Source organism: Bradyrhizobium sp. SPXBL-04, from assembly GCF_051853035.1.
Taxonomy (GTDB): domain Bacteria; phylum Pseudomonadota; class Alphaproteobacteria; order Rhizobiales; family Xanthobacteraceae; genus Bradyrhizobium; species Bradyrhizobium zhanjiangense.
In genome coordinates, this window is sequence record NZ_CP182472.1 from 921,424 (window position 1) to 947,649 (window position 26,226).

The 26,226-nt window shown below is 65.2% G+C and carries 26 protein-coding genes, 1 pseudogene and 1 riboswitch; of the genes and pseudogenes, 18 read left to right on the top strand and 9 right to left on the bottom strand.

The window, feature by feature from the left end; all coding sequences use genetic code 11:
- Positions 1-168: 168 nt before the first annotated feature.
- The 6 genes from ACNJX8_RS04290 to ACNJX8_RS04315 all read left to right on the top strand — a co-directional run bounded on the left by ACNJX8_RS04290 (position 169) and on the right by ACNJX8_RS04315 (position 4,276).
- Complete coding sequence (locus tag ACNJX8_RS04290; protein WP_128937125.1) at positions 169-363, top strand: twin transmembrane helix small protein; 195 nt, start codon at positions 169-171, stop codon at positions 361-363.
- 68 nt (positions 364-431) lie between these two features.
- Entirely contained in the window at positions 432-1,004 is a 573-nt protein-coding gene (locus ACNJX8_RS04295) for a cob(I)yrinic acid a,c-diamide adenosyltransferase (protein WP_128931204.1), read from the top strand.
- A 126-nt stretch (positions 1,005-1,130) separates the two neighbouring features.
- Positions 1,131-1,880, top strand: a complete 750-nt coding sequence (locus tag ACNJX8_RS04300; protein WP_128931205.1) for an electron transfer flavoprotein subunit beta/FixA family protein — start codon at positions 1,131-1,133, stop codon at positions 1,878-1,880.
- Complete coding sequence (locus ACNJX8_RS04305; protein WP_439359717.1) at positions 1,880-2,824, top strand: electron transfer flavoprotein subunit alpha/FixB family protein; 945 nt, start codon at positions 1,880-1,882, stop codon at positions 2,822-2,824. The genes ACNJX8_RS04300 and ACNJX8_RS04305 overlap by 1 nt, the downstream gene beginning before the upstream one ends.
- A gap of 190 nt (positions 2,825-3,014) precedes the next feature.
- A complete protein-coding gene (locus ACNJX8_RS04310) occupies positions 3,015-3,896 on the top strand; it encodes a 3-hydroxybutyryl-CoA dehydrogenase (RefSeq protein ID WP_128931207.1) in 882 nt (293 codons plus the stop codon).
- A 185-nt stretch (positions 3,897-4,081) separates the two neighbouring features.
- Positions 4,082-4,276, top strand: coding sequence for a hypothetical protein (locus ACNJX8_RS04315; RefSeq protein ID WP_439359718.1), 195 nt, complete (start codon positions 4,082-4,084; stop codon positions 4,274-4,276).
- Positions 4,277-4,337: 61 nt separating this feature from the next.
- Here ACNJX8_RS04315 and tlpA read toward each other — a convergent pair whose 3' ends face one another.
- On the bottom strand, positions 4,338-5,003 hold the full coding sequence (gene tlpA / locus ACNJX8_RS04320) for a thiol:disulfide interchange protein TlpA (RefSeq protein ID WP_128931208.1): 666 nt from the start codon (positions 5,001-5,003) through the stop codon (positions 4,338-4,340).
- A gap of 106 nt (positions 5,004-5,109) precedes the next feature.
- Here tlpA and argH point away from each other — a divergent pair, with 106 nt between their 5' ends.
- The 3 genes from argH (at position 5,110) to lysA (ending at position 8,183) form a co-directional block, all read left to right on the top strand.
- Entirely contained in the window at positions 5,110-6,507 is a 1,398-nt protein-coding gene (argH, locus tag ACNJX8_RS04325) for an argininosuccinate lyase (protein WP_128947157.1), read from the top strand.
- A 93-nt stretch (positions 6,508-6,600) separates the two neighbouring features.
- The gene (gene lptM / locus ACNJX8_RS04330; protein WP_439359719.1) at positions 6,601-6,894 is read left to right on the top strand and encodes an LPS translocon maturation chaperone LptM; all 294 of its coding nucleotides are present in this window, start codon (positions 6,601-6,603) and stop codon (positions 6,892-6,894) included.
- A 23-nt stretch (positions 6,895-6,917) separates the two neighbouring features.
- Entirely contained in the window at positions 6,918-8,183 is a 1,266-nt protein-coding gene (gene lysA / locus ACNJX8_RS04335) for a diaminopimelate decarboxylase (protein ID WP_439359720.1), read from the top strand.
- Between the two features lie 181 nt (positions 8,184-8,364).
- On the opposite strand, the gene ACNJX8_RS04340 is transcribed toward lysA, so the two are convergent.
- The gene (locus ACNJX8_RS04340) at positions 8,365-9,270 is read right to left on the bottom strand and encodes an NAD(P)-dependent oxidoreductase (RefSeq protein WP_439359721.1); all 906 of its coding nucleotides are present in this window, start codon (positions 9,268-9,270) and stop codon (positions 8,365-8,367) included.
- Positions 9,271-9,503: 233 nt separating this feature from the next.
- Positions 9,504-9,887, bottom strand: coding sequence for a carboxymuconolactone decarboxylase family protein (locus ACNJX8_RS04345; protein WP_091891246.1), 384 nt, complete (start codon positions 9,885-9,887; stop codon positions 9,504-9,506).
- Positions 9,888-10,056: 169 nt separating this feature from the next.
- Here ACNJX8_RS04345 and ACNJX8_RS04350 point away from each other — a divergent pair, with 169 nt between their 5' ends.
- From ACNJX8_RS04350 to ACNJX8_RS04365, 4 genes and pseudogenes are all read left to right on the top strand, one after another.
- Positions 10,057-12,039: a TIGR02302 family protein gene (locus tag ACNJX8_RS04350; RefSeq protein ID WP_439359722.1), complete on the top strand. Its 1,983-nt coding sequence runs from the start codon at positions 10,057-10,059 to the stop codon at positions 12,037-12,039.
- Positions 12,027-13,175 (top strand): DUF4175 family protein, encoded by a 1,149-nt coding sequence (locus tag ACNJX8_RS04355; protein WP_439359723.1) that lies wholly within the window; start codon positions 12,027-12,029, stop codon positions 13,173-13,175. The genes ACNJX8_RS04350 and ACNJX8_RS04355 overlap by 13 nt, the downstream gene beginning before the upstream one ends.
- A 135-nt stretch (positions 13,176-13,310) precedes the next feature.
- Positions 13,311-14,480 carry an IS481 family transposase gene (locus tag ACNJX8_RS04360; RefSeq protein WP_128936665.1) on the top strand — a complete coding sequence of 390 codons (1,170 nt, stop codon included), beginning with the start codon at positions 13,311-13,313 and terminating at the stop codon, positions 14,478-14,480.
- Between the two features lie 66 nt (positions 14,481-14,546).
- Positions 14,547-15,909 (top strand): annotated as a pseudogene (locus tag ACNJX8_RS04365) (IS30 family transposase).
- A 177-nt stretch (positions 15,910-16,086) separates the two neighbouring features.
- Here the strand turns inward: ACNJX8_RS04365 and ACNJX8_RS04370 are convergent.
- Positions 16,087-16,461 carry a response regulator gene (locus ACNJX8_RS04370; protein ID WP_128931214.1) on the bottom strand — a complete coding sequence of 125 codons (375 nt, stop codon included), beginning with the start codon at positions 16,459-16,461 and terminating at the stop codon, positions 16,087-16,089.
- Between the two features lie 40 nt (positions 16,462-16,501).
- Positions 16,502-17,380, bottom strand: a complete 879-nt coding sequence (locus ACNJX8_RS04375) for an MJ0042-type zinc finger domain-containing protein (protein WP_439359724.1) — start codon at positions 17,378-17,380, stop codon at positions 16,502-16,504.
- Positions 17,381-17,565: 185 nt separating this feature from the next.
- Here ACNJX8_RS04375 and ftsE point away from each other — a divergent pair, with 185 nt between their 5' ends.
- The 4 genes from ftsE to ACNJX8_RS04395 all read left to right on the top strand — a co-directional run bounded on the left by ftsE (position 17,566) and on the right by ACNJX8_RS04395 (position 20,961).
- The gene (gene ftsE, locus ACNJX8_RS04380) at positions 17,566-18,225 is read left to right on the top strand and encodes a cell division ATP-binding protein FtsE (RefSeq protein ID WP_020508614.1); all 660 of its coding nucleotides are present in this window, start codon (positions 17,566-17,568) and stop codon (positions 18,223-18,225) included.
- Positions 18,218-19,186 (top strand): cell division protein FtsX, encoded by a 969-nt coding sequence (locus tag ACNJX8_RS04385; RefSeq protein ID WP_439359725.1) that lies wholly within the window; start codon positions 18,218-18,220, stop codon positions 19,184-19,186. The genes ftsE and ACNJX8_RS04385 overlap by 8 nt, the downstream gene beginning before the upstream one ends.
- 275 nt (positions 19,187-19,461) lie before the next feature.
- Entirely contained in the window at positions 19,462-20,166 is a 705-nt protein-coding gene (locus ACNJX8_RS04390) for a YdcF family protein (RefSeq protein WP_128931217.1), read from the top strand.
- 21 nt (positions 20,167-20,187) lie between these two features.
- Complete coding sequence (locus tag ACNJX8_RS04395) at positions 20,188-20,961, top strand: lysophospholipid acyltransferase family protein (RefSeq protein WP_439359726.1); 774 nt, start codon at positions 20,188-20,190, stop codon at positions 20,959-20,961.
- On the opposite strand, the gene ACNJX8_RS04400 is transcribed toward ACNJX8_RS04395, so the two are convergent.
- Positions 20,958-21,569 (bottom strand): gamma-glutamylcyclotransferase, encoded by a 612-nt coding sequence (locus ACNJX8_RS04400; RefSeq protein ID WP_164939295.1) that lies wholly within the window; start codon positions 21,567-21,569, stop codon positions 20,958-20,960. The two genes, ACNJX8_RS04395 and ACNJX8_RS04400, sit on opposite strands and share 4 nt — an antisense overlap.
- A 110-nt stretch (positions 21,570-21,679) precedes the next feature.
- Here ACNJX8_RS04400 and ACNJX8_RS04405 point away from each other — a divergent pair, with 110 nt between their 5' ends.
- Positions 21,680-22,864, top strand: a complete 1,185-nt coding sequence (locus tag ACNJX8_RS04405) for a DUF2125 domain-containing protein (protein WP_439359727.1) — start codon at positions 21,680-21,682, stop codon at positions 22,862-22,864.
- A 128-nt stretch (positions 22,865-22,992) separates the two neighbouring features.
- On the opposite strand, the gene ACNJX8_RS04410 is transcribed toward ACNJX8_RS04405, so the two are convergent.
- From ACNJX8_RS04410 to ACNJX8_RS04420, 3 genes are read right to left on the bottom strand one after another with little or no spacing between them, the layout of a single operon-like run.
- Positions 22,993-23,928, bottom strand: a complete 936-nt coding sequence (locus ACNJX8_RS04410) for a prephenate/arogenate dehydrogenase family protein (RefSeq protein WP_439359728.1) — start codon at positions 23,926-23,928, stop codon at positions 22,993-22,995.
- A complete protein-coding gene (gene hisC / locus ACNJX8_RS04415; RefSeq protein ID WP_439359729.1) occupies positions 23,925-25,022 on the bottom strand; it encodes a histidinol-phosphate transaminase in 1,098 nt (365 codons plus the stop codon). The genes ACNJX8_RS04410 and hisC overlap by 4 nt, the downstream gene beginning before the upstream one ends.
- A 36-nt stretch (positions 25,023-25,058) precedes the next feature.
- On the bottom strand, positions 25,059-25,907 hold the full coding sequence (locus tag ACNJX8_RS04420) for a chorismate mutase (RefSeq protein ID WP_128931223.1): 849 nt from the start codon (positions 25,905-25,907) through the stop codon (positions 25,059-25,061).
- A gap of 182 nt (positions 25,908-26,089) precedes the next feature.
- A riboswitch (SAM riboswitch) is annotated at positions 26,090-26,169 on the top strand.
- Positions 26,170-26,226 lie beyond the last annotated feature (57 nt).

A 26,226-nucleotide genomic window follows, 5' to 3' on the forward strand; every position in this document is an offset into this window, starting at 1 on the left:
GCAGCGCGAGCCCGGAATCCATTTAGCTGCAACGTACCTGGAGCGATGGATTCCGGGCTCGATGCTCCGGCTCGCGCGTCGCGCGGTCCCGTCGCATCGCCCCGGAATGACGCCGGTGCCTGCCGCGGCACCATGGCGCATCCGCAAGCACGGTGTTATCTAACCCCAATGGCATCGATCTTGAGTACTTTCATCCTGCCGATCGCGGTCGGCGCCGTGGCGCTCGTGCTGCTGCTCGGGCTCGTCAACATGATGCGTGGCGGCTCGCCCAACACCTCGCAGAAGCTGATGCGCTGGCGCGTGCTGCTTCAGTTTGTGGCGATCATCCTTGCCATGCTCGCAGTCTGGGCCATGGGGCGATAGGACATGATCCGGAAAAAAGTGTGAAGCGGTTTTCCGACGAGATCATGCCCCAAAATTAAGAGGTCTACGTGGTCACGTTGAACCGCATCTACACGAAAACCGGTGACGACGGCACGACGGCGCTCGGCTCGGGCGAGCGTCGTCCGAAATACGATCTGCGCATAGAGGCCTATGGCACCGTGGACGAGACCAATGCCGCGATCGGCGTGGTGCGGCTCCACACCTCGGATATGCCCGAGCTCGATGCGATGCTTGGCCGTATCCAGAACGATCTGTTCGATCTCGGCGCCGATCTTGCGGTGCCCGAGCGCGAAGGCAAAGCGGAGCGGCTGCGGGTGGTGGCGAGCCAGGTCGAGCGGCTCGAGCGCGACATCGACGCACTCAACGACAAGCTCGCGCCGCTGACCTCTTTCGTGCTGCCGGGCGGCACGCCGGCCGCGGCTCATCTTCACGTCGCGCGCACAATATGCCGCAGGGCGGAACGGGTGATGGTGAAACTGGCTGCTCAGCCCGGCGAGCCGGTCAGCGCGGCTGGCATCCAATATATGAACCGCCTGTCGGACTTCCTGTTCGTGGCCAGCCGAGCCGCCAACGGGAATGGCGCCGGCGACGTGCTCTGGGTTCCCGGCCAGAACCGCTGACCCATTGAGCGGGCGCATTTCTAAGGTCTAAAATTTGGCTCGTTCGCGCGTTGACCGGGCCTGATCAGGCCTTTAGGTTCCGCGCCAGTTGATAACTCCCCTCCCAAATTGAGTGAAAGAGGATCGATGAAGGTCTTAGTGCCGGTAAAGCGGGTGGTCGATTACAACGTCAAGGTCCGCGTCAAGAGCGATGGATCGGGCGTTGAACTCGCCAACGTCAAAATGTCCATGAACCCGTTCGATGAAATCGCGGTCGAGGAAGCGCTGCGCCTGAAGGAAGGCGGCAAGGCGACCGAGGTGGTGGTGGTCTCGATCGGACCTGCGCAGGCATCGGAGACGATCCGCACCGGTCTCGCGATGGGCGCTGACCGCGGCATCCTGGTGAAGGCCGAGGGCAATGTCGAGCCGCTCGCGGTCGCCAAGATCCTGAAGAAGGTTGCTGAAGAAGAGCAGCCGGGCCTGATCATCCTCGGCAAGCAGGCGATCGACGACGACTCCAATCAGACCGGCCAGATGCTGGCCGCTCTGCTCGGCTGGTCGCAGGCGACCTTCGCCTCAAAGCTCGAGGTCGAAGGTTCTGACTTCAAGGTGACGCGCGAAGTCGACGGCGGTCTGCAGACCGTGAAGCTGAAGGGACCGGCGATCGTCACCACCGACCTGCGTCTCAACGAGCCGCGCTATGCCTCGCTGCCCAACATCATGAAGGCCAAGAAGAAGCCGATCGCTGAAAAGACCGTCGCCGATTACGGCGTCGACGTTGCCGCTCGTCTCGAGATTCTCAAGACGACGGAGCCGGCGGGCCGCAAGGCGGGCGTCAAGGTCAAGGACGTCGCCGAGCTGGTGTCGAAACTCAAGAACGAAGCCGGGGTGCTCTGATGACGACGCTTCTGATTGCCGAACACGACAATGCGTCGCTGAAGGATGCGACCAACAAGGCTCTCACCGCGGCTGCCGCACTCGGCGCGGACGTCGAGGTGCTGGTGGCCGGCCAGAACGCCAAGGCCGCGGCGGATGCCGCTGCCAAGCTTGCCGGCGTGAAGAAGGTGCTGCTCGCCGATGGCGAGACCTACGCGCACGATCTCGCCGAGCCGCTGGCCGCGCTGGTCGTATCGCTGGCTTCCGGCTATGACGCGATCGTCGCGCCTGCGACCTCGCGCTTCAAGAACGTGATGCCGCGAGTCGCAGCCCTGCTCGACGTCATGCAGGTCTCGGAGATCATCAAGGTGGTCGCCCCCGACACCTTCGAGCGTCCGATCTATGCCGGCAATGCCATCCAGACGGTGAAGTCGAAGGACGCCAAGAAGGTCATCACGGTCCGCACCTCCACCTTCGCCGCAGCAGGCGAAGGCGGCAGCGCGCCGGTCGAGAACGTGGCGGCGGCGGCCGATCCGGGCCTGTCGTCCTTCGTCGGTGAGGAGGTCGCCAAGAGCGACCGTCCCGAGCTGACCTCGGCCAAGATCATCGTCTCCGGTGGCCGCGCCATGCAGAGCCGGGAAAACTTCTCCAAGTACATCGAGCCGCTCGCCGACAAGTTAGGAGCCGGTGTCGGTGCCTCGCGCGCGGCGGTCGACGCCGGCTATGCGCCGAACGACTGGCAGGTCGGCCAGACCGGCAAGGTCGTGGCCCCCGAGCTCTATGTCGCGGTCGGCATTTCCGGCGCGATCCAGCATCTGGCCGGCATGAAGGACTCCAAGGTGATCGTCGCGATCAACAAGGACGAGGACGCGCCGATCTTCCAGGTTGCCGATTACGGCCTGGTGGCCGATCTCTACCAGGCGGTTCCGGAGCTGACCGCCGAACTCGGCAAGCTCGGCAAGTAAAACGAGCCAAAAACACCGGCCGGAGCTATAAACTCCGGCCGGTGTTGCTTTTTTGAGGCGTTTTCTTTGGTGTGGGGCCGCCTTCGAAGCGATCCAATCTAGGTTTCGAGCCAAGGTTCTGATTAAATCGGACTCCCGGCTCAAGGGGATAGGCAGGCGCGACATGCGCGCCGTTCCGGTGGATGACATTATGGCGGCAGTGATCAAGAAGGTCGGCGTGATCGGCGCGGGTCAGATGGGCAACGGCATCGCGCATGTTGCGGCGCTGGCCGGCTTCGACGTGGTGCTCAACGACGTCTCGGCTGACCGCCTCAAGTCGGGCATGGCCACCATCAATGGCAATCTGGCGCGGCAGGTCTCCAAGAAGGCCGTCACCGAGGACGACAAGGCCAAGGCGATAGCGCGGATCAAGCTTGCCGAGAAGCTGGACGACCTCGCCGATTGCGATCTCGTGATCGAGACCGCGGTCGAGAAGGAGGAGGTCAAGCGCAAGATCTTCCACGAGGTCTGCGCCGTGTTGAAGCCGGAGGCGATCGTCGCCTCCGATACGTCGTCGATCTCGATCACCCGGCTCGCCGCCGCCACCGACCGGCCCGAGCGCTTCATCGGCATTCACTTCATGAACCCGGTGCCGCTGATGGAGCTGGTGGAGCTGATCCGCGGCATCGCCACCGACGATGCGACCTTCGAGGCGTCCAAGGAGTTCGTCGCCAGGCTCGGCAAGCAGGTCGCGGTCTCCGAGGATTTCCCGGCCTTCATCGTCAATCGCATCCTGCTGCCGATGATCAACGAGGCGATCTACACGCTGTACGAAGGCGTCGGCAACGTCGAGGCGATCGATGCCGCGATGAAGCTCGGTGCGCACCATCCGATGGGCCCGTTGGAGCTCGCCGATTTCATCGGCCTCGACACCTGCCTCTCCATCATGCAGGTGCTGCACGAGGGCCTCGCCGACTCCAAGTACCGTCCGTGCCCGCTGCTGGTGAAATACGTCGAGGCCGGCTGGCTCGGCCGCAAGACCCAGCGCGGCTTCTATGACTATCGCGGCGCCAAGCCGGTTCCGACGCGCTGATCCGTTCCCGGTGCCGTAGGGTGGGCAAAGCGAAGCGTGCCCACCGCTTCAATCCAATTTGCGGACAGATGGTGGGCACGGCGCAAGGTGCGCCTTTGCCCACCCTACGGCACCACGGATCTGTGACAATTCATGTCCCATTAACCCCTCGCGCCTAGGTTACGGCCGGTAAGAGGGTTCGCGTAATGGACATGATGGCGATGGTCAGCACCATGCTGGCCGCTCAGCAAGGCGCGCTGCAATCGAATATCGCGGCGACGCTGACCAAGCAGAACATGGACATGGAGAAATCCACCGTCCTGACACTGCTGGGCGCCGGTCAGCCCTCGCTTGCCAATGTCGGCCCCGGCATCGGCGGCAATCTCAACGTCGCGGCCTAACCCTCAGCGCATGATCCGGAAAAGTGGGCACCGGTTTTCCGATCAGATCATGCGCCAATTACTAAAGCGACGCGGCGGCCTTGCCGGTCGCGGCGCGGATCAGCTTGAGCGCGTCCTCGCTCGCCCATTCCGCCGGCCCCGCGATCGTCGCGATCTCGCAGCCTTGCGGATCGACCAGCACCGATGTCGGCATCCCCAGTGCCCGGCCTATTGCCTTAAGATCCTGAAAAACCTTGGCTTTTTGATCATTGAAATAGCCGAGCCGGGTCAGATTGGCCTCTTTCAGGAAGGTCTTGGGCTTCTCCGAATCGCGGGTGTCGATATTGATCGCCACCACCTCGAAATTCGGGCCCGATAGCTTGCCCTGAAGCTCGTCCAGCGCCGGCATCTCCTTGCGGCAGGGCACGCACCAGGTGGCCCAGAGGTTCACCAGCAGCGTCTTGCCGCGGAAATCGGACAACTTCTTCGGCTTGCCGTCGGCGTCCTCGAAGGCGAGGTCGGGCAACTTCAACGGGGCGCTCGCCATGGTCAGCGCCGCCACCTCGCCATGGGCGAGCGGCGCGATCTTCTGCGCGGTCGCCACCGCGGACCGGCAGGACGGATCGCCTGACGGCGACCGGCTCAGGCCCAGCCCGTACAGCGCGGCGAAGCCGGCCAGACCGCCGATCGCCACGGTGGCGATGACGAGGGGGATCCGGCGCGTGGCGGAGGGCGTCTTGTCGAGCATATCGTTTGTCATCCGGTCGCAGATATGGCTATCAGGGGCCTCTTAATACGGCTGGCGGCGGCCAGCAAACGTGGCTAGCGACAAGCAAGGGCGTGAGCAGGGGATCATGAGCAACAAGATGTGGGGCGGCCGGTTCTCGGAACGTCCCGATGAGATCATGGAAGAGATCAACGTCTCCATCGACGTCGATCGTCACCTCTTCGCCCAGGACATTGCTGCGTCCAAGGCCCACGCCGCGATGCTCGCCAGCCAGGGCATCATCACGGCCTCTGATGCGAAAAATATCGGCAAGGGTCTAGACACGATTTTGTCAGAGATCGGCAAGGGCGGCTTCGCGTTCAAGCGCGCGCTCGAGGACATTCACATGAATGTCGAGAGCCGCCTGTCCGAGCTGATCGGCCCCGCCGCCGGACGGCTGCACACGGCGCGCTCGCGCAACGACCAGGTCGCGACCGATTTTCGCCTGTTCGTCCGCGACGTCATCGATGAGACCGATGCGGCGCTCGCCGCGTTCCAGCAGGCCCTGGTGGAGCGCGCGCTGGAGCACGCCGCAACCGTGATGCCCGGCTTCACGCATCTTCAGACCGCGCAGCCCGTCACCTTCGGCCACCACCTGCTTGCCTATGTCGAGATGGTCGCGCGCGACCGCGGCCGCTTCCAGGACGCGCGCAAGCGGCTGAACGAATCGCCGCTGGGCGCGGCCGCGCTCGCCGGCACCTCATTCCCGATCGACCGCCACGCCACCGCGAAGGCGCTCCTCTTCGACCGGCCGATGGCGAACTCGCTCGATGCGGTGTCCGACCGCGACTTCGTGCTGGAGACGCTGTCGGCGGCCTCGATCTGCGCCGTGCACATGTCGCGCTTTGCCGAGGAGATCGTGATCTGGACCTCGCCGCTGGTCGGCCTGATCCGCCTCAGCGACAAGTTCACCACCGGCTCCTCGATCATGCCGCAGAAGCGCAACCCGGATGCCGCCGAGCTCGTGCGCGCCAAGACCGGCCGCGTGATCGGCGCGCTCAACGGGCTCCTGATCGTGATGAAGGGCCTGCCGCTCGCCTATCAAAAGGACATGCAGGAGGACAAGCAGGGCGCCATGGAGGGTTTTGCCGCGCTGTCGCTGGCGATCCGCGCCATGACCGGCATGGTCCGCGACCTCGTGCCCGATGAAGCGAAGATGAAGGCGGCCGCAGGCGAGGGTTACGCCACCGCGACCGATCTCGCCGACTGGCTGGTGCGGACGCTGAAGATGCCGTTCCGCGAGGCCCACCACGTCACCGGCCGCATCGTGGCCAAGGCCGCCGAAGGCGGCGTCGCACTGCACGAGCTGCCGCTGAAGGAGATGCAGGCGATCGAGTCCAAGATCACCAAGGACGTGCTCGGCGTGCTCTCGGTCGAATCGTCGGTGAAGAGCCGGACCAGCTTCGGCGGCACCGCGCCGAAGAACGTGGCGTCGCAGGCCAAGGCCTGGGCGAAGCGGCTCGAAAAAGAGCGAAAATCGGGCTGAGGGCAAAATTTCGCTTATGTTTCATGGTCATCCGGCTCTCGCCAGAGCGCGCCAATCTCTGTATGGTGCGCGCCGCGTAGTGGGGATTTCGTCGTGACGTCAAAGTTTCGCCCGGCCGGCTCGGGGTGGGCCATCATTGTCCTTAGCCTGACGGCGCTGGCGCTCGCCGGTTGCGGCCGCAAGGGCCCGCTGGATCTGCCGCCGACCGCCTCCAATGCACCCACGGCCAACGGCGCGGCGCCGACCGACACCGAGACCGAAGCCCAGAGGACGCCGAGCGTGTTCAATCCCACCTACGGTGTGGACGCCGCGCCCGCGGCGGCCAAGGGCAGGAAGAAACCGTTTATTCTCGACCCGCTCCTGGACGAACCTCCCGGCAATAAATAAGCCGGGACAACCGAGCCTGCGCCATGAACCATTTCGACTATCGCAACGGCGTGCTGCACGCCGAGGCGGTGAACCTGTCCGAGCTGGCCGCAACCGTCGGCACGCCGTTCTATTGCTATTCGACCGCAACGCTGGAGCGGCACTACCGCGTCTTCACCGAGGCCTTCGCCGGCGAGAAGGTGCTGGTCTGCTACGCCATGAAGGCGAACTCCAACCAGTCGGTGCTGCGCACGCTGGCCAAGTTGGGCGCCGGCGCTGACGTCGTCTCCGGCGGCGAGTTGAAGCGGGCGCTAGCCGCCGGCATTCCCGCCAGCAAAATCCTGTTCTCCGGTGTCGGCAAGACCGAAGACGAGCTGCGCGCCGCGCTGGCCGCGGACATCCTCTGTCTCAACGTCGAATCCGAGCCCGAGCTCGAGCTGTTGTCGCGGCTTGCAACCGAGATGGGCAAGACCGCGCGCATCTCCGTGCGCGTCAATCCCGACGTCGATGCCGGCACGCATGCAAAAATCTCCACCGGCAAGTCCGAGAACAAGTTCGGCATTCCGATCGCCCATGCCCGCGAGGTTTATGCGCGCGCCGCAAGACTCCCGGGCATCGAGGTGACCGGCACCGACGTGCATATCGGCAGTCAGATCACCGACCTCTCCAAGATGGAGACCGCGTTCCGGATCCTCTCCGAATTCGTGCAGATGCTGCGCGCCGACGGCCACAACATCAGCCATGTCGATTTCGGCGGCGGCCTCGGCATTCCCTATTACATGGACCGCGAGGCGCCGCCGGCACCCGACGCCTATGCCGCCATGGTCAAGCGCGTCAGCCACAATCTCGGCTGCACGCTGATGTTCGAGCCGGGGCGCATGATCGTCGGCAATGCCGGCATCCTGGTCACCAGGGTCATCTACGTGAAGCACGGCGACGGCAAGAATTTCGTCATCATCGACGCCGCGATGAACGATTTGATCCGCCCGACGCTATACGAGGCGCATCACGACATCCTGCCGGTGACGCAGCCCGCCAAGGGCACTGGCACCATCATGGCCGACGTCGTCGGCCCGGTCTGCGAGACCGGCGACTACCTCGCGCTCGACCGCACGCTGCCGACGCCGCAGCCGGGCGACCTGCTCGCCATCATGACCGCCGGCGCCTATGGCGCGGTACAGGCCGGCACCTACAACACGCGGCCGCTGGTGCCGGAGGTGCTGGTGAAGGGCGACCAATACGCCGTGGTGCGCCCCCGCATCGAGGTCGAGCAGCTGATTGCGATGGATACGCCGGCGCCTTGGTTGTGAGGCGCGCGGCGGCTCAACAAATCCGATGTCGTCCTGGCGAAGGCCAGGACCCATTACCCCAGGGCTGATTTGGCGCGAAGCTGCTAACTACGAGTCTTCGCCAAACCTCTCGCTGGGGTAATGGGTCCTGGATCTGCGCTTCGCTTGTCCAGGACGACATCGGGGGGAATTGCACGCGATGCTACTTCCCCGCCAATCCGCCCTTCGCTCCGACCACCACCCCCGCCTTCCGCTCGATCGGCTTGATCGCCGCGGTGAAATCGGATTCTGCGCCTTCCGCGCTGATCACAGTCTCCCACAACCGCCCCACGGCATCCGCGACTTCCATCGACAGGCCGAGCTGTTTCATCTCCTCCAGCGCCAGCCGCACGTCCTTCACCATCAATCCCGTGGCGAAGCCGAAATCGAACGTGCGCGGCAGCACCGAGCGCGGAAACTTGTCGCGGCTCGCGGTGTTCATGCCGGAGCCCGCATTGATGACGTCGATCATCACCGCGGGATCGAGCCCGGCCTTGACGCCCATGACCACGGCTTCCGACGTCGCCACGATCGCGGTGGCCGAGAGGAAATTGTTGGCGAGCTTCATGGTCTGCGCCGCGCCCGGCTTCTCGCCGATGAAGAACACCTTTCCGATCACGTCGAGCGCGGGCTTCAGCAGCTCGAACTCCGCCTTCGGCCCCGAGACCATCACCGCCAGCGTGCCTTTCTCGGCGCCGCCGACGCCGCCGGACACGGGACAGTCGATCTGCACGATATCGCGCTTGGCCAAGAGGCCGTAGATCTTCGCAGCCATCGCCGAGCCGACGGTGGAGAGATCGATGAAGCGTTTCGCGCGCTTGCCCTCGATCACGCCGTTTGCGCCCGTCGCGACCTCGAGCGAAGCCTGCAGCGAAGGCAGGCTCGCCATCACCGTCTCGACCTGGTCGGCGACGTCCTTCGGCGATGTCGCAGCAGTGGCGCCGCGCGCCACCAGCTTGTCGACGACCTCCTGGCGCATGTCGAACACGACGAGCTTGTGTCCCGCCTCGATCAGCCGTCGTGCCATCGGGAAGCCCATGTTTCCAAGCCCGATGAATCCGATGTCCATGGTGTTTCCTTGTGGTTGTTGTTCGTTGTTGTGAAAGATGCGCACTCCACCCTCGGTGTCGTCCCGGACCAGCGCGCCTTAAGCGCGCGCCGATCCGGGACCCATAACCACAGGCAGGAATTGTTGCGCGAAAGCGGTAACTCCGAGTCCCCGCAACCACATCGGCCTGTGGCTATGGGTCCCGGATCTGCGCTTACGCTTGTTCGGGACGACGGCGGCGGGTGGCTTGCCGCTCACGCCTTCCCATCGATCTCCGAAAATACCTCGCGCGCGATACGAAAACTGTCGACGGCCGCCGGCATGCCACCATAGATCGCGACTTGCATCAGGATCTCGCGGATCTCCTCGCGGGTGACGCCGTTGGTCAGCGCGCCCTTCAGATGTGCGCGGAATTCGTGCTGGCGGTTGAGGATCGCGATCATCGCGATGTTGAGCATGCTGCGGGTCTTGCGCGGCAGTTCCTCGCGGCCCCACACCGTGCCCCAGCAATATTCGTTGAGCATTTCCTGGAACGGACGGTTGAAATCGTCGACGTTCTTCAGGGCGTTGTTGACATAGGCCTCGCCCAGCACCGCTTTGCGGACTTCCAGGCCCTTGTCGTGCATCTTCTTGTCCATGGCGTTTCCTTCGTTTTCCTCGGGATGGCGCCGCGGAAATTACGGGGTCGAGCCGGGCCAGTCACGTCCTCGTGTTATGCGGGAAAAGGGGTGTCTCCCGTCCAGGAACGGATGCCTCAGTGCTGCCGTTGTGATAGGCTTCTCTCTACCGGGCAACCTGGAGAGCTGATTGAACGGCGTCACCCCCGACCCGTCAGACCCGATCCGCGATGGGGACGCTCTGTCGCGGCTGAAGCTGGCGCAGGCCCTCGATCGGGCCATTTATGCCATCGCGTGGGAGCGTGCCTGGCCGAACCTGGCGCGGCTTCTGACCGTCATCGGCCTGTTCCTGGTGGTGTCCTGGGCCGGGCTATGGCTATCCTTGCCGTTCGTCGCCCGCGCCATCGGTCTCGTGATTTTCGCCGGCATCGCGATTGCCGCTCTGTTCCCGTTGATTCGCTTCCGCTGGCCGAGCCGGGAGGAGGCGCTGAGCCGGCTCGATCGTGGCTCCGGTATCCGTCACCGCCCGGCGACCACGCTCACGGACACGCTGACCTCGCAGGACCCGGTTGCCAAGGCGCTGTGGCAGGCGCAGCGCGAGCGCACGCTGGCCTCGCTCAAGCGCATCCGAGCCGGCCTGCCGCATCCGCGGCTCGCGCTCCACGATCCCTGGGCGCTGCGCGCGCTCGTCATGGTGATGCTGGTTGCGACCTTCTTCGCCGCCGGCGACGAACGTGCGATGCGGCTCGGGGCCGCCTTCGACTGGAACGGCGTGCTGGCCCCGATCAATGTTCGCGTCGACGCCTGGGTGACACCGCCGCTCTACACCGGCAAGCCGCCGATCATCCTGTCGGCCGCAAACAAGGAGGCCGCAGCGCTGCCCGCCAGCGGCCCGCTTGCCGTTCCCGCCGGCTCGACCCTGATCGTGCGCTCCTCCGGCGGCAGCCTGGATGTCGCGGTCTCCGGCGGCCTCAAGGAGGTCGCCCCCACGGAAGCCGCGCCCAAGGGCACCAACGAAAAGCACTTCGCCATCGCCGCCGACGGCACCGCGCATGTCCGCGCGCCCTCCGGCCAGCCGCAATGGGCCTTCGCGGCAACGCCGGACCGTCCGCCGACGATCGCACTCGCCAAGGACCCCGAGCGCCAGGCGCGCGGCGCGCTCCAGCTCTCCTACAAGATCGAGGACGATTACGGCGTCACCGGCGCCGATGCGCACATTGCGCTGCGCCCCGCCGACACCAAGGATAACATCAAGGACGCCGGCAAGAATGGCGGCAAGGATAACGCGAAGGACAACAGCAAGGACGCCGACGCCAAAGGTGCGGCGCGACCGTTGTTCCAGCCGCCGCAATTCCCGCTCGTGCTGCCGAACGCGCGCACCCGTAACGGCGTCGGCCAGACGGTGAAGGACCTCAGCGAGGATCCCTATGCCGGCGCCGACGTCACGCTGACGCTCACCGCCAAGGACGAGGCCGGCAACGAGGCGCGAAGCGAGCCCTTCAACCTGCGCCTGCCCGAGCGTCTCTTCACGAACTCGCTCGCGCGAGCGCTGATCGAGCAGCGCCGCATCCTCGCGCTCGACGCCAACAGGAATTCCGAGGTCTACACCGCGCTCGACGCACTGATGATCGCGCCCGAATTGTTCACGCCGGATGCCGGTTGCTATCTCGGCCTCCGCAGCCTGGCGTCCCAGCTCGAGGCGGCCCGCACCGACGACGCGCTGCGCGAGGTGGTGGCGAGCATGTGGGCATTCGCGGTCACCATCGAGGACGACGGCGTCGCCGGCAGCGTCAACGCGGCGCTGCGCTCGGCGCAGGACGCACTCAAGGCGGCGCTGGAACGCGGCGCCAGCGAGGACGAGATCAGGGTGCTGACGCAAAAGCTCCGCGAGGCCATGGCCGGCAAGGTGCGTGACCTCGCCCGGCGCGCCGAGCAAAATCCGCTCGGACCGCGGCAGCCGTTCCCCGCGGAGGTCCAGCTCATCCTCGACAAGGCTGTCGAGTTGCGACAGAAGACCCAGCATGCGACGCCCGAGCAGCTCGAGGAGCTGGCGCAGCAGCAGGACGCACTTCGCCAGCAGCTTCAGGCCTATCGGAAGTCGGCGAGCAACCGGGCCAAGGCGGGCAACGACGGGGCCAACCAGTTTACGCGAGACCGGAAATGCGGAAGCTAGCACGCGTGCCAGTCTTGAGGGCGATGTCGATCGCCAGTCTCGCCTTCTTGTTGGGAGGCTTGTCTCCTGCGGCTGCCCAGCTGGATCAGGATCCCGATGCGCTGCTCGACGGCGCCGAAAAGGCCATGCAGGATTCCGGCGACAGCCTCAGGCAGAAGGAATCCGGGAAGAGCCTGAACAACCAGTCCGACGCCATCCAGAAGCTCGAGGAATACAAGCGGGCGACGGAACGGAGCCAATCCTCCAGCCGTGATCGCAACGTCATCACGCAACGCGATCTCGACGACCTCCTGAGGCAGATCGAGAAGGCGGCGCGCGAAGGCAATCGCGAGGCGGCCCAGCGCATGCTCGAGCAGCTCGCGCAGATCATGGAAAATCTCCAGATGGCGCAGCCCGGGCAATCCGGCGACAGCGACATGGAGCAGGCGCTCAACGAGCTCAGCGACATGATCCGCAAGCAGCAGCAATTGCGCGACAAGACATTCAAGCAGGGCCAGGATTCCCGGCGTGACCGCTCACGCGGCAAGCAGGGCGATCAGTCGATGTCGGACCTTCAGCAGGACCAGCAGGCGCTGCGCGACCGCCTGAAGAAGTTGCAGGACGAACTCGCCAAGCGCGGCCTCGCGCAGAAGGGACAAAAGGGTCAGAAGCAGCAGGGGCAGAAGGGGCAGCAGGGCGAGCAGGGCCAGTCCGGCCAGAATGGCGATCAGGACGGCGATCAGGGCGATGACGACAGCAGTCTGGATGACGCCGACGGGGCCATGGGCGATGCCGGATCGAAGCTCGGCGAGGGCAATGCCGACGGCGCCGTGGATTCGCAGGGCAAGGCCCTCGAGGCCTTGCGCAAGGGCGCGCAGAAGATGGCCGAGGCGATGCAGCAAGGTGATGGCGACGGGCAGGGCGATGGTCCCGGCAATCGCGCCGGCCGTCAGCAGAGCGGCGGCAATCAGACCGATCCGCTGGGCCGTCCGCTTCACGGCCGCGATCTGAGCGACGACTACACCGTCAAGATCCCCGGCGAGATCGACGCCCAGCGTGTCCGCCGCATCCTCGAAGAGCTCCGCCGCCGCTTGGGCGATACCTCGCGCCCGCAGATCGAGCTCGACTATCTCGAGCGGCTGCTGAAGGATTTTTGACAACTCGATTTCTGGCCGCACACCCAGTGTCATCGCCCGGCTTGATGTTCAGCCCGGGGACATGACCGACGGGTGTTCGGGGACATAGCCGACACATCATAGTGCAGGGATTTGGCGGTAAAGGAGGCCAAGTCCATGCCCTGGCGAGAGGTGTCGGTGATGGATCAGCGGCGGGAGTTCGTGCGGCTTGCGATGCAGGAGGGAGCGAACCGGCGGGAGCTCTGCCGGCGGTTCAATATCCATCCCGACACGGGCTACAAGTGGCTTGCACGATGGCAAGCGGATCAGAATGTCAACGACCGCTCGCGCCGACCGCATGCGAGCCCGGGACAGACCGATTGCGAGCTCGAGGCACGTATTCTCGCGGTGCGCGATGCCCATCCGGCATGGGGAGCTCGCAAGATAGCTCACTGCCTGGAGCGCAATGGTTTGCGTTCGCCAGCAGTCTCAACAGTTCATCAGATCTTGCGTCGGTCTGGCCGCATCAAGCCTCCGATCGGCGGCCCGATGGCAAGCCAGCGTTTCGAGATGCCGGCCCCCAATCTGTTGTGGCAGATGGACTTCAAAGGCTGGGTTCGGCTCGGCAATGATACCCAGTGCCATCCTCTGACGGTGGTGGATGACCACTCCCGCTATGATCTGTGTCTGCAGGCCTGTGCCGATCAACGCACAGATACCGTGCGCAGCCGCCTGGAGAAGACCTTTCGCCACTACGGGCTCCCGGAGGCCTTCTTCGTCGACAATGGTTCGCCCTGGGGTGATCCTTCCGGCGAGCGATGGACACGGTTCTCGGTGTGGCTGCTCAAGCTTGGCGTCGCCGTCATCCGCAGCCGCCCATATCACCCGCAAAGCCGCGGCAAGAATGAACGATTCCACCGCACCCTCGCGGCTGAGGTGTTCGCACTGCGACAGTTCCGCGATCTCGCAGAGACGCAGCGTGCCTTCGACGCCTGGCGGGAAGTCTACAACTTCGAACGGCCACACGAGGCGCTCGGACAACAGGTCCCGGCCAGTCGATATCGGCCCAGCCAGCGACCAATGCCCGATCGATTGCCACAGGTCGAATACGACAGCCATGAGATCGTGCGCCGCGTCTCCACGACCAAGGCCTATGTCAGCTTCAAGGGACGTCTGTGGAAAGTGCCACAGGCCTTCCGTGGCGAGCGCCTCGCCATCCGCCCCTCGGCAAACGATGCGCAATACGGGATCTTCTTTGCCGCCCACCAAATCGCTATCATCGACTTGGCGAGCGGAGAAAGTGTCGGCTATGTCCCCGAACACCCGTCGGTCATGTCCCCGGGCTGAACACTTGACCGGGCGATCCAGGGCGGATTCAACCGCTCGTCGCAACACTCCAGCAAGGAGGTTGCGATGGAGAGCTGTGTGCGGGTGGGTCGTGCTCAGAAGGCCCTGCGAGAGCATTACAGACCGTTCTGGGTCGCGATTGCCTCGGGGCGATCGAGCGAGGATGCTTCGATTGAGGCCGGGGTGTCGCCGGCGGTCGGAGTGCGCTGGTTCCGGAGGGCGGGCGGTATGCCGCCAACACATTTGTCGCGGTCGTCAAAACCCTCATCAGGGCGCTACCTCTCGTTCGCCGAGCGTGAGGAGATCGCCATCTTGCGCGCGCAGGGGCATGGGGTGCGAGCCATAGCTCGCCAGCTCGATCGGCCGCCATGCACGATCTCTCGTGAGCTCCGACGCAATGTGGCGCGTCGCCACGGCGCTGCAGAGTACCGCGCGACCACGGCACAATGGCGCGCTGATCGATCCGCCCGACGACCCAAATTGGCGAAGTTGGCAATCAATCCGGCCCTGCGGGATTATGTGCAAGACCGGCTTGCCGGTATGATCGCCAAGCCGGACGGGAAGCCCCTCCCTGGCCCGAAGGTGGTGTGGAAGGGGCGCCGGGCTGTACATCGGCAAAACCGGCGCTGGGCGACGGCATGGAGCCCGGAACAGATTTCGCGGCGACTTCGGCTCGACTTCCCCGAGGATGAGACGATGCGCATCAGTCACGAGGCGATCTATCAGGCGCTTTATGTGCAGGGACGAGGGGCTTTGCGTCGCGAACTGACGGCCTGCTTGCGCACCGGGCGGGCGTTGCGGATGCCAAGGGCGCGCGCGCGTAAAGGCCGAAGCTTTATTCCTTCCGAGATCATGATCAGTCAGCGTCCGGCGGAGGCCGCCGATCGAGCTGTGCCGGGCCACTGGGAAGGTGACCTCATTATGGGCCTTGGAAGCTCCGCGATCGGCACTCTGGTGGAGCGCACGACCCGTTTTACCATTCTGCTGCATCTACCGCGCATGACGGGCCAGGAACAGGAAGCTGGGGTGAAGAAAGCACTCGCCGGACATGGCGGCTGAGGCCGTGCGCGATGCCATCACCCGCGCAATCGTCACCATGCCAGAGCAACTGCGTCGGTCACTGACTTGGGATCAAGGAGCCGAGCTGGCACAGCATGCACGTCTGAGGATCGATGCAGGCGTACAGGTCTACTTCTGCGACCCTCATAGCCCATGGCAGCGCGGCACCAACGAGAACACGAATGGGTTGCTGCGTCAGTACTTTCCAAAAGGGACCGATCTCAGCATGCACAATGCCGAGGACCTCGAGGCCGTGGCTCTCGCACTCAATACCAGGCCCAGAAAGACGCTCGGCTGGAAAACACCCGCCGAAACTCTCGACCAATTGTTACGGGTGAGCGATACACGGAGTGTTGCGACGAGCGGTTGAATCCGCCCAGTATTCCAGAGACGGAAGTGATTGAGTCGAGAGGCTGCGGCGTACTGGATGCCCCGGGTCCCGGCTCCGCCAAGGCTACGCCGGGGCCACAAGGGTGCTCGGCCGCCGAAGCTTTAGCGAAGGCGGCAAGCCGGCGCATGACAGCGGAATGTGTAGCTCGCCCCGCCGCTACCTCTTCTTCGCCGCCAGCGCATCCGCCACCGCGGTGCGGATGTCGGCGACCGAGAACGGTTTTGTCACGACGTCGTGCACCAGCGCGTTGAGGTTCGAGGCGCGCTCGCGCTGGTCGGCAAAGCCGGTCATCAGCAGGATGGTCAGGCCGGGGAAATCGCGCGCGGCGGAGAGGGCCAGTGCGATGCCATCCATGACAGGCATCTGGATGTCAGTGAGCAGCAGGTCGAACGCGCCGTCCTCGCGGGTCAGGATCTCCAGCGCCTCGGCGCCGTCCTGCGCGGTGACGGTCTCGTGGCCGTCCATGGCGATGGCGCGCGCCACCAGCGTGCGCATCGAATCCTCGTCGTCGGCGATCAGGATTTTCGGCATGAGAGCAAACCTTGGGACCAACTCCCGCTTGCGAGGCTGATTATACGCTGCCGCCGGCAATGTCGCGGCGGTTGAAGAAGCGAACGTCGATATTGCGGCCCTCGGGCGGCGGCGAGGCCAGGCGCGAGCGGAAGAAGGCGCGCTCGCCGGGCCGCAGCACGGTCTGCTCCAGCACCGTGTTCCAGGCGTAGATCTCGGCGCCCTGCGCGTCGCGCACGGCGAAGCGCAGGCGCGGAATGTCGAGCGGCTTCGTACCCTCGCCGACGATCACGCCCTCGATCACCAGCACCTGCTTACCGTCGACGGTTTCGCTGGACAGCTTGACGTCCTTGAAGGCCAGTCCGCGCAGATTAACCTCGAGCCCGACCATCTTGTAGAACGCTGCCGTCTGCGGCAGCAGCCGCACCATGTCGCCACGCCAGATCGCGAGCGCCAGGACCAGCGCGCCCATGGCGGCGCAGGCGGTCGGCAGGCCGAAATAGGTTTTTCGCGGCGCCGTGGCGGCGGCCGGGCGGCTGACCCGCGCGCCGCGGCGACGGAACAGGCCGCGGAACCAGGACTGATGCTGCGCGCCGGCGACGTCCTCCTCGGCGGCCCGGGCCGCCGCTGACCACTCGTCCTCGATCTCCTTGGTGTCCTCGGTCGGCCAGTCGCTGGCGATCGAGGGGCTTTCGACCATCGGGGTGTCAGCCGCGCTATCGTCCTTGGCGTAGGAGTTCCACTGCTCGGCGAGGTCGGACTGGTCCTCCGCCTGGCTGGCCGCGGCCATGGCCGGGATGGACGCCTCCTCGATGGCATCCTCAGCATGGGCGACCCAGGTCTCCTTGCAACGAGAGCAGCGCACCGTCCGGCCGTTCGCACCCAAGCTCGCGGGCTTGATGGCGTAGGATGTCGTACAATGGGGGCAGACGATATGCATGGACGAGCCTTGATGCATGGACGAGGACTGGTCTTGACGATGCCACGGTCGCGGAGAACCGGGCGGCCCTTATGCTACCGGGCGAGCGTTAACGAACCGGAAACCATAACGGTCGCAAAACCCGTCAATCGCGTATGGCGGGCCACAGCCGTGTGGCCCGCGCCCCCTCTCGAACGGAGCTGAGCTTGGTTCGGTTCGAAAATGTCGGATTGCGTTACGGTCTGGGGCCGGAGATCCTGCGCGACCTCAGCTTCCAGATCCCGGCGCATTCGTTTCAGTTTCTCACCGGACCGTCCGGTGCTGGCAAGACCTCGTTGTTGCGCCTGTTGTTCCTGTCGCATCGGCCGACGCGGGGCCTGGTCAATCTGTTCGGCCACGATATCTCGCGGCTCGGCAAGGACGAGATCGCCGACCTGCGCAAGCGCATCGGTATCGTGCTCCAGGATTTCCGCCTGCTCGACCACATGACGACCTATGAGAACGTCGCGCTGCCGTTCCGCGTTATGGGGCGTAGCGAGTCGAGTTATCGCAAGGAGGTCATCGATCTCCTGCGCTGGGTCGGCCTCGGTGACCGCATGGATGCGCTGCCGCCGATCCTGTCCGGCGGCGAGAAGCAGCGCGCCGCGATCGCGCGCGCGGTGATCTCGCGCCCGCAGCTGCTGCTCGCGGACGAGCCGACCGGCAGCGTCGACCCGACGCTCGGCCGCCGCCTGTTGCGGCTCTTCATCGAGCTCAACAAATCAGGCACGGCCGTCATCATCGCGACCCACGACATCGGCCTGATGGACCAGTACGAGGCGCGGCGGCTGGTGCTGCATCAGGGACGGCTGCACGTCTATGAGTAGGACCGACGAGCGCGGCGTACTGGTCGACCTCGGGCAGGAGCGTCCGCAGCTTCCGGCCAAGGCACGCAACATGTCGCCGATCGTGCCGCGTGCCTCGATCCACGGTCGCGCGCTGGTCGCCGTCGTCGCCATCATGACCTTCCTCGCCTCGATGACGACAGGCACGGTGCTGCTGGTCAGCGCTTCCGCCGCCGAATGGCAGTCGGAGGTCGCCAGCGAAATCACCATCCAGGTCCGTCCGCTGGCTGGCCGCGATCTCGAACGCGACACCGCGGCGGTGACGGAGGCGATGCGCGCGCAAGCAGGCATCGTCGAGGTCAAGCCGTTCACCAAGGATGAAAGCGGAAAGCTGCTCGAGCCCTGGCTCGGCACTGGCCTGTCGATGGACGATCTGCCGGTACCGCGCATGATCATCGCGCGCGTGCAACCGGGCACGCCACTTGATCTCGGCGCCCTGCGCGCACGCGTCACCCAGGTGGCGCCGAGCGCGAGTGTCGATGATCACCGTGCCTGGATCGAGCGCATGCGTTCGATGACCAATGCCACCGTCCTCGCCGGTGTCGGCATTCTCGCGTTGGTCATCATCGCCACCATCATCTCGGTGTCGTTTGCGACCCGCGGCGCCATGGCGGCGAACCGCCCGATCGTCGAGGTCCTGCATTTCGTCGGCGCCGGCGACCGCTACATCGCCAACCACTTCCTGCGCCATTTCCTTAGGCTCGGCTTGGAGGGCGGCGTGATCGGCGGCGGCGTGGCGATGCTGCTGTTCGGCTTCTCCGAGTCGATCGCCGGCTGGTTTTCCGGCACCCCCGTCGGCGACCAGTTCGCAGCCCTGCTCGGCACCTTCTCGCTGCGGCCATCCGGCTACATCGTGCTCGCGGTGCAGGCGGTGCTGATCGGCGCCATCACCGCGGTCGCCTCGCGCCAGACGCTGTTCGCGACGCTGAACGATGTCGATTGAGATTTCTTCGCCTCTCCCCGCTTGCGGGGAGAGGCCGGAATGCGCGCTGAAGGCGCGGATTCCGGGTGAGGAGGACTCTCCGCGAGTCCGACTGTCTCCGTCCCCGCGGAGAGTCCCCCTCACCCCAACCCTCTCCCCGCAAGCGGGGCGAGGGAGCGCAGCCGCCGTCGCGGATAGCGTTGTTGTCCATCGCGTTGATTGAGCCCAACAAACCAGACTCCACTTCGCCTCAAAACGTCTTAAAATCACCTCAGGGAAGGGATCACCGACATCGCATGACCTCGCCGACCGAAGATCGATCGCCGAAACTGCCGCGCGGCTGGCTGCGCGCGACAATCGTGTCGACGATCGCGCTCGCCTTCGTCGGCGCGGCGGCGGGCTTCGTTGCGTTCCTGTCGCAATTGCGCGGCGCCGAGATGGTGCCGGACCGCAAGGCGGACGGCATCGTGGTGCTGACCGGCGGGTCCTCGCGGGTGTCGGACGCGATGGAGCTGCTCGCTGCCGGCTACGGCAGGAGGCTCCTGATATCGGGCGTGCATCCGACCTCGACGGCGAGCGATATCTCCCGGACCCTGCCGGAGAACCAGTCCTTCATGACCTGTTGCGTCGATCTCGACCGCACCGCGCTTTCGACCCGCGGCAATGCGGCGGAGGCGCGGCGCTGGGCCGAGGGACGCCGGTTCAAATCGCTGATCGTGGTCACCTCGAATTATCACATGCCGCGCGCGCTGGTGGAATTCTCGCACGCGATGCCGCAGACGACGCTGATCCCGTTCGCAGTCGTCGGCGACAAATGGCGCGAGGAGCCGTGGTGGACTTCGCCGTCGACGTTGCGGCTGCTGCTGTCGGAATATGCCAAGTACGTCGCGGCCGAGGCCAGGGTGCGGCTGGAGAATTTCGGGATTGACCTTTCGCCCGAAGTGTCGGAGCAGCCTTCAGGCTTGCAGCCGAAGCGGCCTGCCACCGCACAGGCCAATTGACCGGCAATGATCGGATCGTCGATGTTTCTGATTTTCCTGCGCTCGCTCGTGTTCAACGTGCTGTTCTACGCCGTGCTGATATGCCTGGCGATCGTGGCGCTGCCGACCTTTGCGCTGCCGCCGCGCGCCATGCTGACGGTCGCGGAATGGTGGGCAAAGGCGACGCTGGTCCTGATGCGCGTGATCTGCAACATCAAGGTGGAATTCCGCGGGGTCGAGAAGATTCCGCAGGGCCCATTGCTGATCGTGGCCAAGCACCAGTCGTTCTGGGAGACGTTCGTGCTGCCCGGCTTCTTCGACCGTCCGATCTTCATTCTCAAGCGTCAGCTCATGCAGATCCCGGTCTTCGGTCAGTTCCTGGTCAAGACCGGCATGATCGCGATCGACCGCAATGCCGGCGTGAAGGCGCTGCTGGACATGACGCGGCGGGCGCGCGTGGCGGTGCGCAGCGGCCGTCAGCTCGTGATCTTTCCGGAAGGCACGCGGCGCGCGCCGGGCGCTGTCCCCAACTACAAGACCGGCTTTGCGCAGATCTATTCCTCCTGCGGCGTGCAGTGCCTGCCGATCGCGCTCAATTCCGGCCTGTTCTGGCCGCGCCGCACCTTCATGCGCTATCCCGGCACGCTGGTGGTGGAATTCCTCGATCCACTGCCGGCGGGCCTGCCGAAGGACGAGTTTCTCGCGCGCGTGCAGACGGCGATCGAAGACGTGACCAGCCGTCTCGTCGAAGCCGGCCGGAAAGAGCAGGAGCAGTTGATCGGCTCCGCGCCGAGCTATGCGCCGTCGGAGAGTTAGCGGTTCTCTCGATCTTCGGCCGGCGCCGGCGCGTGCAGAGAATGCGCATCACCGTGCAGCATCGTCGCAAGCCGGTGCAGCTGCGTGTCGCGAAAGCCTTCGGCCTCGATTGCTTTCACCGTCGCGGTGACGTAGTCCCGATTGGCGCCGGACTGGCCATGGCCCTGGATGACATGGCGGTGCTGCTCGGTAAGCGACAGCCGGCCGGCATATTGGACATGGCCGCGGTCGACGACATAGGTGAGTGCGGAGACGCGCTGGCGCGCATCGTTCTCCAGCCACACCGAGCGCATCACCTCACGGTAGACCGAGGTGACCTGCTCGCGTTCCCGCAAGTAGGCGACGACCTCGGTGCGGTTCTTCTCGGCAACGCGGAAGGCAATGCCGCGGCAGGCGCCGCCGCGGTCGAGCCCGAGCACCAGACCCGGCTTCTCCGGCGTGCCGCGGTGCACGAAGGAATAGACGCAGAGCGCGCGATGCTCGCCGACCAGCCGCGCCGGGACGCGCTCCTCGAATTCGAAGCCCGGCCGCCACATCAGCGAGCCGTAGCCGAACACCCAGAGGTCATCCTTGGCTGTGGTGACGGAGGGGAGGGGGATTTCCGACATTTCGGGCACGGCTACCAGAACCGTGCCCCCAAGCGAAGCGAATTCTCCGCCTTTCGTCGGGGGCCGGCCTCGCTTACATTTGCCTGAATCTGGGGGCAAAGGGTCGCCGCATGTCCAATATGACCGTTGCCGCAGGCCGCCGCTCCCGTTGGGGCCTTTTCATTGCACCCGTTCTCGTCCTGATCCTCGCCGTCGCCTGGAGCTGCTTCTGGTTCTATGCGGCGTCGCAGGCCGAAATCGCCGCAGACGCCTGGCGCGCGCAGGAGGCCAAGTCGGGTCGCATCTATGATTGCGCCAAGCGCTCGATCGCGGGCTTCCCGTTCCGCTTCGAGGTCCAGTGCTCCGGTGCCAGCGTCGCCCTGGTGTCGCAGAATGCGAGCAAGACGCCGTTCACGGCGAAGCTCGACAACATCCTGGTCGTCGCCCAGGTCTATGACCCCAAGCTCGTCATCGCCGAGTTCTCCGCGCCGGCGACGCTGACCGACGGCGTCACGCAAACCACCTTCGTGGTGAACTGGAGCAAGGGCCGCGCCAGCGTGGTCGGTCTGCCGGCCGTGCCGGACCGCGCCTCCATCGTGTTCGACGATCCCGGCCTCAACCGCCTCGACGGCAGCGTCCAGGTGCCGCTCGCGCGCGCCAAGCAGATCGAGCTGCACGGCCGCCTCGCGGACGGATCGCCATCCGATCAACCGGTGATCGAGACGGTGGTCCACGTCGCGCAGGGCAGCATCCAGGGCGTTCATCCCTTGCTCGCCGAGCCGTTCGAGGCGGACACCCGCGCGAAGGTCACCGGCCTCACCGATCTCACGCCAAAACCCTGGCCGCAGCGCTTCCGTGAGATCCAGGCCGCCGGCGGCCATATCGAGATCGTGCAGTCGCGGATCCAGCAGGGCGAGATGATCGCGGTTGCGGCCGGCACGCTCGGCCTTTCGGCCAATGGCCGATTGGACGGCGAATTGCAGATGACGGTGGCGGGCCTCGAGCGCGTCATTCCGGCGCTCGGCATCGAGAAGATGCTGGAGGAGGGCGTGCCGCAGGCAACGCTCGACCGCGTCGCGCCGGGCGTGAAGTCGCAGGACCTCAACAATTTGTTCGGCGCGCTCGACCGCGCCGTGCCGGGCCTCGGCAAGGTCATCAAGCAGAACGCCAATGCCGGCGTTGCCGCCGGCATCAATTCGATCGGCACCGAGAGCACGCTGGAAGGCAAGAAGGCGAGAAGCTTCCCGCTGAAATTCGTCGACGGCGCCGTGCTGCTCGGCCCGGTCAAAGTCGGCCAGATTCCGCCACTGTATTAAGGGCGGTGATTTGCGCCAGAGCTCTCCACACCGTCATTGCGAGCGCAGCGAAGCAATCCAGACTGTCTCCGCGGAGGTATCCTGGATTGCTTCGCTACGCTCGCAATGACGAAGAATGAGCAGTTTCGCTACGGCTTCTTCAGCGCCGCATGGGGCCGGCCGAAATCCGGCGCGGCCGAATCCTGGCCGATCTCGACGATGCCGCGGCGGATGGCGCGGGTGCGGGTGAAGTGGTCGAACAGGGCTTCGCCGTCGCCGCGGCGGATCGCGCGGGTGAGCTTGGCGAGGTCCTCGGTGAAGGTACCGAGCATTTCCAGCACGGCCTCCTTGTTGGCAAGGAAGACGTCGCGCCACATCGTCGGATCGGAGGCCGCGATGCGGGTGAAATCGCGAAAACCGCCGGCGGAGAATTTGATCACCTCGGATTCCGTCACCTGCGCCAGCTCGTCGGCGGTGCCGACGATGGTGTAGGCGATCAGATGCGGCAGGTGACTGGTGATCGCGAGCACGAGATCATGATGATCCGGCGTCATCACCTCGACCTTGGCGCCCATCGCCGCCCAGAAGGCCCGCAGGCGATCGGTGGCAGCCGCATCGACGCCTTCCGGCGGCGTCAGGATGCACCAGCGGTTGATGAAGAGCTCGGCGAAGCCGGAATCCGGACCCGAATGCTCGGTGCCTGCGACCGGGTGCGCCGGCACGAAATGCACGCCCTGCGGCAGATGCGGGGCCATGTCCCTGACCACCGCGCCCTTGACCGAGCCGACGTCGGAGATGATCGCGCCCGGCTTGAGATGCGCGGCGATCTCTCGCGCCACCTCGCCGCAGGCGCCGACGGGAATGCAGAGGATGACGAGATCGGCATCCTCCACTGCTTCCACATTGGTCGCCACGACGTGGTCGACGATGCCGAGCTCGGCGACCCGCGCGCGCGTCTTCTCCGAGCGCGCGGTGGTGACGATCTCGCCAGCTAAGCCCTGGAGCTTCGCCGCACGCGCGATCGAGCCGCCGATCAGGCCGAAGCCGATCAGCGCGACGCGCTGGAAGTGCGCCTGCGCACTCATTTGCCGGCCATGAAGTCGCGCAGGGCCTCGATCACGAGGCGGTTGGCCTCCTCGGTACCGATGGTCATGCGCAGCGCATGCGACAGGCCGTAGTTCTTCAGCGCGCGCAGCACCAGGCCCCGTTTGGTGAGGTAAGCGTCGGCATCGTCCGCGGTCTTGCCCCTGTCGGAAGGGAAGTGGATCAGCACGAAATTGGCGACGCTCGGCGTCACCTTCAGCCCGAGCTTGCCGATCTCTTCTGTCAGCCGATTGCGCCAGGTCTCGGTGAACTGCTTCGACATCGCCTGGTGCGCGGTATCCTCGATCGCGGCGACTGCGGCATACATTGCCGGCGTCGACACGTTGAAGGGACCGCGGATGCGGTTGACCGCGTCGATGATGTGCTCGGGCCCGAACATCCAGCCGATGCGCAGCGCCGCAAGACCGTGGATCTTGGAGAAGGTGTGCGTCACCACAGTGTTCTCGGTGGTGGCGACGAGTTCGATCCCCATCTCGTAATCGTTGCGCGAGACGTAGTCGCAATAGGCGGCATCCAGCACCAGCAACACGTGCGACGGCAGGCCGGCGCGCAGGCGCTTGACCTCGTCGAACGGCAGATAGGTGCCGGTCGGGTTGTTGGGATTGGCGAGCCAGACCAGCTTTGTGCGCGGCGTGACCGCCTTGAGAATGGCATCGACGTCGGCAGTGAAGTTCGTCTCGGGCGCAACGATATTCTTGGCCCCATTCGCCATGGTCGCGATCGGGTAGACCAGGAAGCCGTGCGTGGTGGAGATCGCCTCGTCGCCCTGGCTGAGATAGGTGTGCGCGAGCAGATTGAGGATCTCGTCCGACCCGGCGCCGCAGATGATGCGGTTGGGGTCAAGCCCGAAGCTGCGGCCGATCGCCTCGCGCAGCACGCGCGAGGTGCCTTCCGGATAGTCTTCCAGATGTTCGGCCACGTGCTTGAACGCCTCGATTGCCTTGGGCGAGGGCCCGAACGGCGTCTCGTTGGCCGAGAGCTTGAACACCTTGCGGCCCGGCTCCGCCACCGGGCTCTTGCCGGGCGTGTAGGGCGCAATGTCGAGAATGCCGGGATTCGGCACGGGGCGGGACATCTTCAACTCCGAAAGTGGCTTCAGGCGGTTCGCGATCTACGATTTTGGCCCGGTCGGGGGCACCGTATAGCGCGTTGCGTGGCTGCCGACGAGGGCCGTGGAGCGCACCGAGGCCCCCGCCTCGATCAGGGCAGCCTTGATTTTGTCGATGCTGGTCGCGCTCGTGACCGAGACCAGCAATGCCGCGCCGTCGAAGGCGGTATCGGGCACTGCCACGATCTCGGCAAGCGGCGACAGCGCGCGCGCGACCTCGGCGTTCCACCCGGAGACGCGCACGCTGAAGGTCTCGACCTCCGTCACCAGGGCGCTGTCGGCGACGCGCGAGATCGCGAACACCGGCAGTGCGGCCGGATGGTCGGCGCGCTCGACGAACGGCATCCGCGCGATGATCTTGGGCGCGCCGTCGGCTTCCAGCTCCAGCCACCACGGTGTGCGGCTCGAGGTCGCCGAGACCAGCGCCAGATCGCCCTTGGATTTCGCCACCGCCTCGACCGCCGCCTGCGCGCTGAAATGCGCGACGTAAGGCACGGTGAAGCCGAAATGAAAGCGCGCGGAATCGCGCATCGCCGGCTCGCTCACCGAGATGTCGGCATGCACGGAGAACGGCGCCTGCACATAGGTGAAGGTCGAGATGATGACGCGCCAGATGCTCTCGACCGTGTCGAGCGGCAGGATGCCGCGATGCCGCTGCACGATCTCGCGCATCATGGAAGCCTCGCGCGCGGGGCGGAACGCCGAGCCGACTTCCTGGGTCTGCTTCACCTGGATCAGGCGGTCGATGATGTCGCCGCGCTGCATCAGGAGGCGATGCATGCCCTCGTCGATCGCGTCGATCTCCTTGCGCAATTCCTGAAGCGATGGTGGCGCGGGCGGACGTTGGGACATGACTGACAAAGGGCTGTTGAGAGGTGCCGATCCGCAAAAGCGGTCAGCTGCGGTCTATCCTGATTAGGCAGGATAGGCAGCGAAAGCAAAGAGAAATGACGGCCTTTTCGATCGACCGCTCGGAGGCAAATCCGGTTGACCCGGGCCGCGACTTGACGAAAACCGCCCCAGACGGTAGTTTTTGCCTGTTCCGTGGTCATTTGAGCCGGCCGGCTTGCAGCCACGTTAAAAAACTCGCTAAACAGGCCGGGGACGCTTCTGATCCCGGCCGAACTTATCGTTCAGGCCGGGTTTTTCATGGCCTGATGTCACTGCGGTC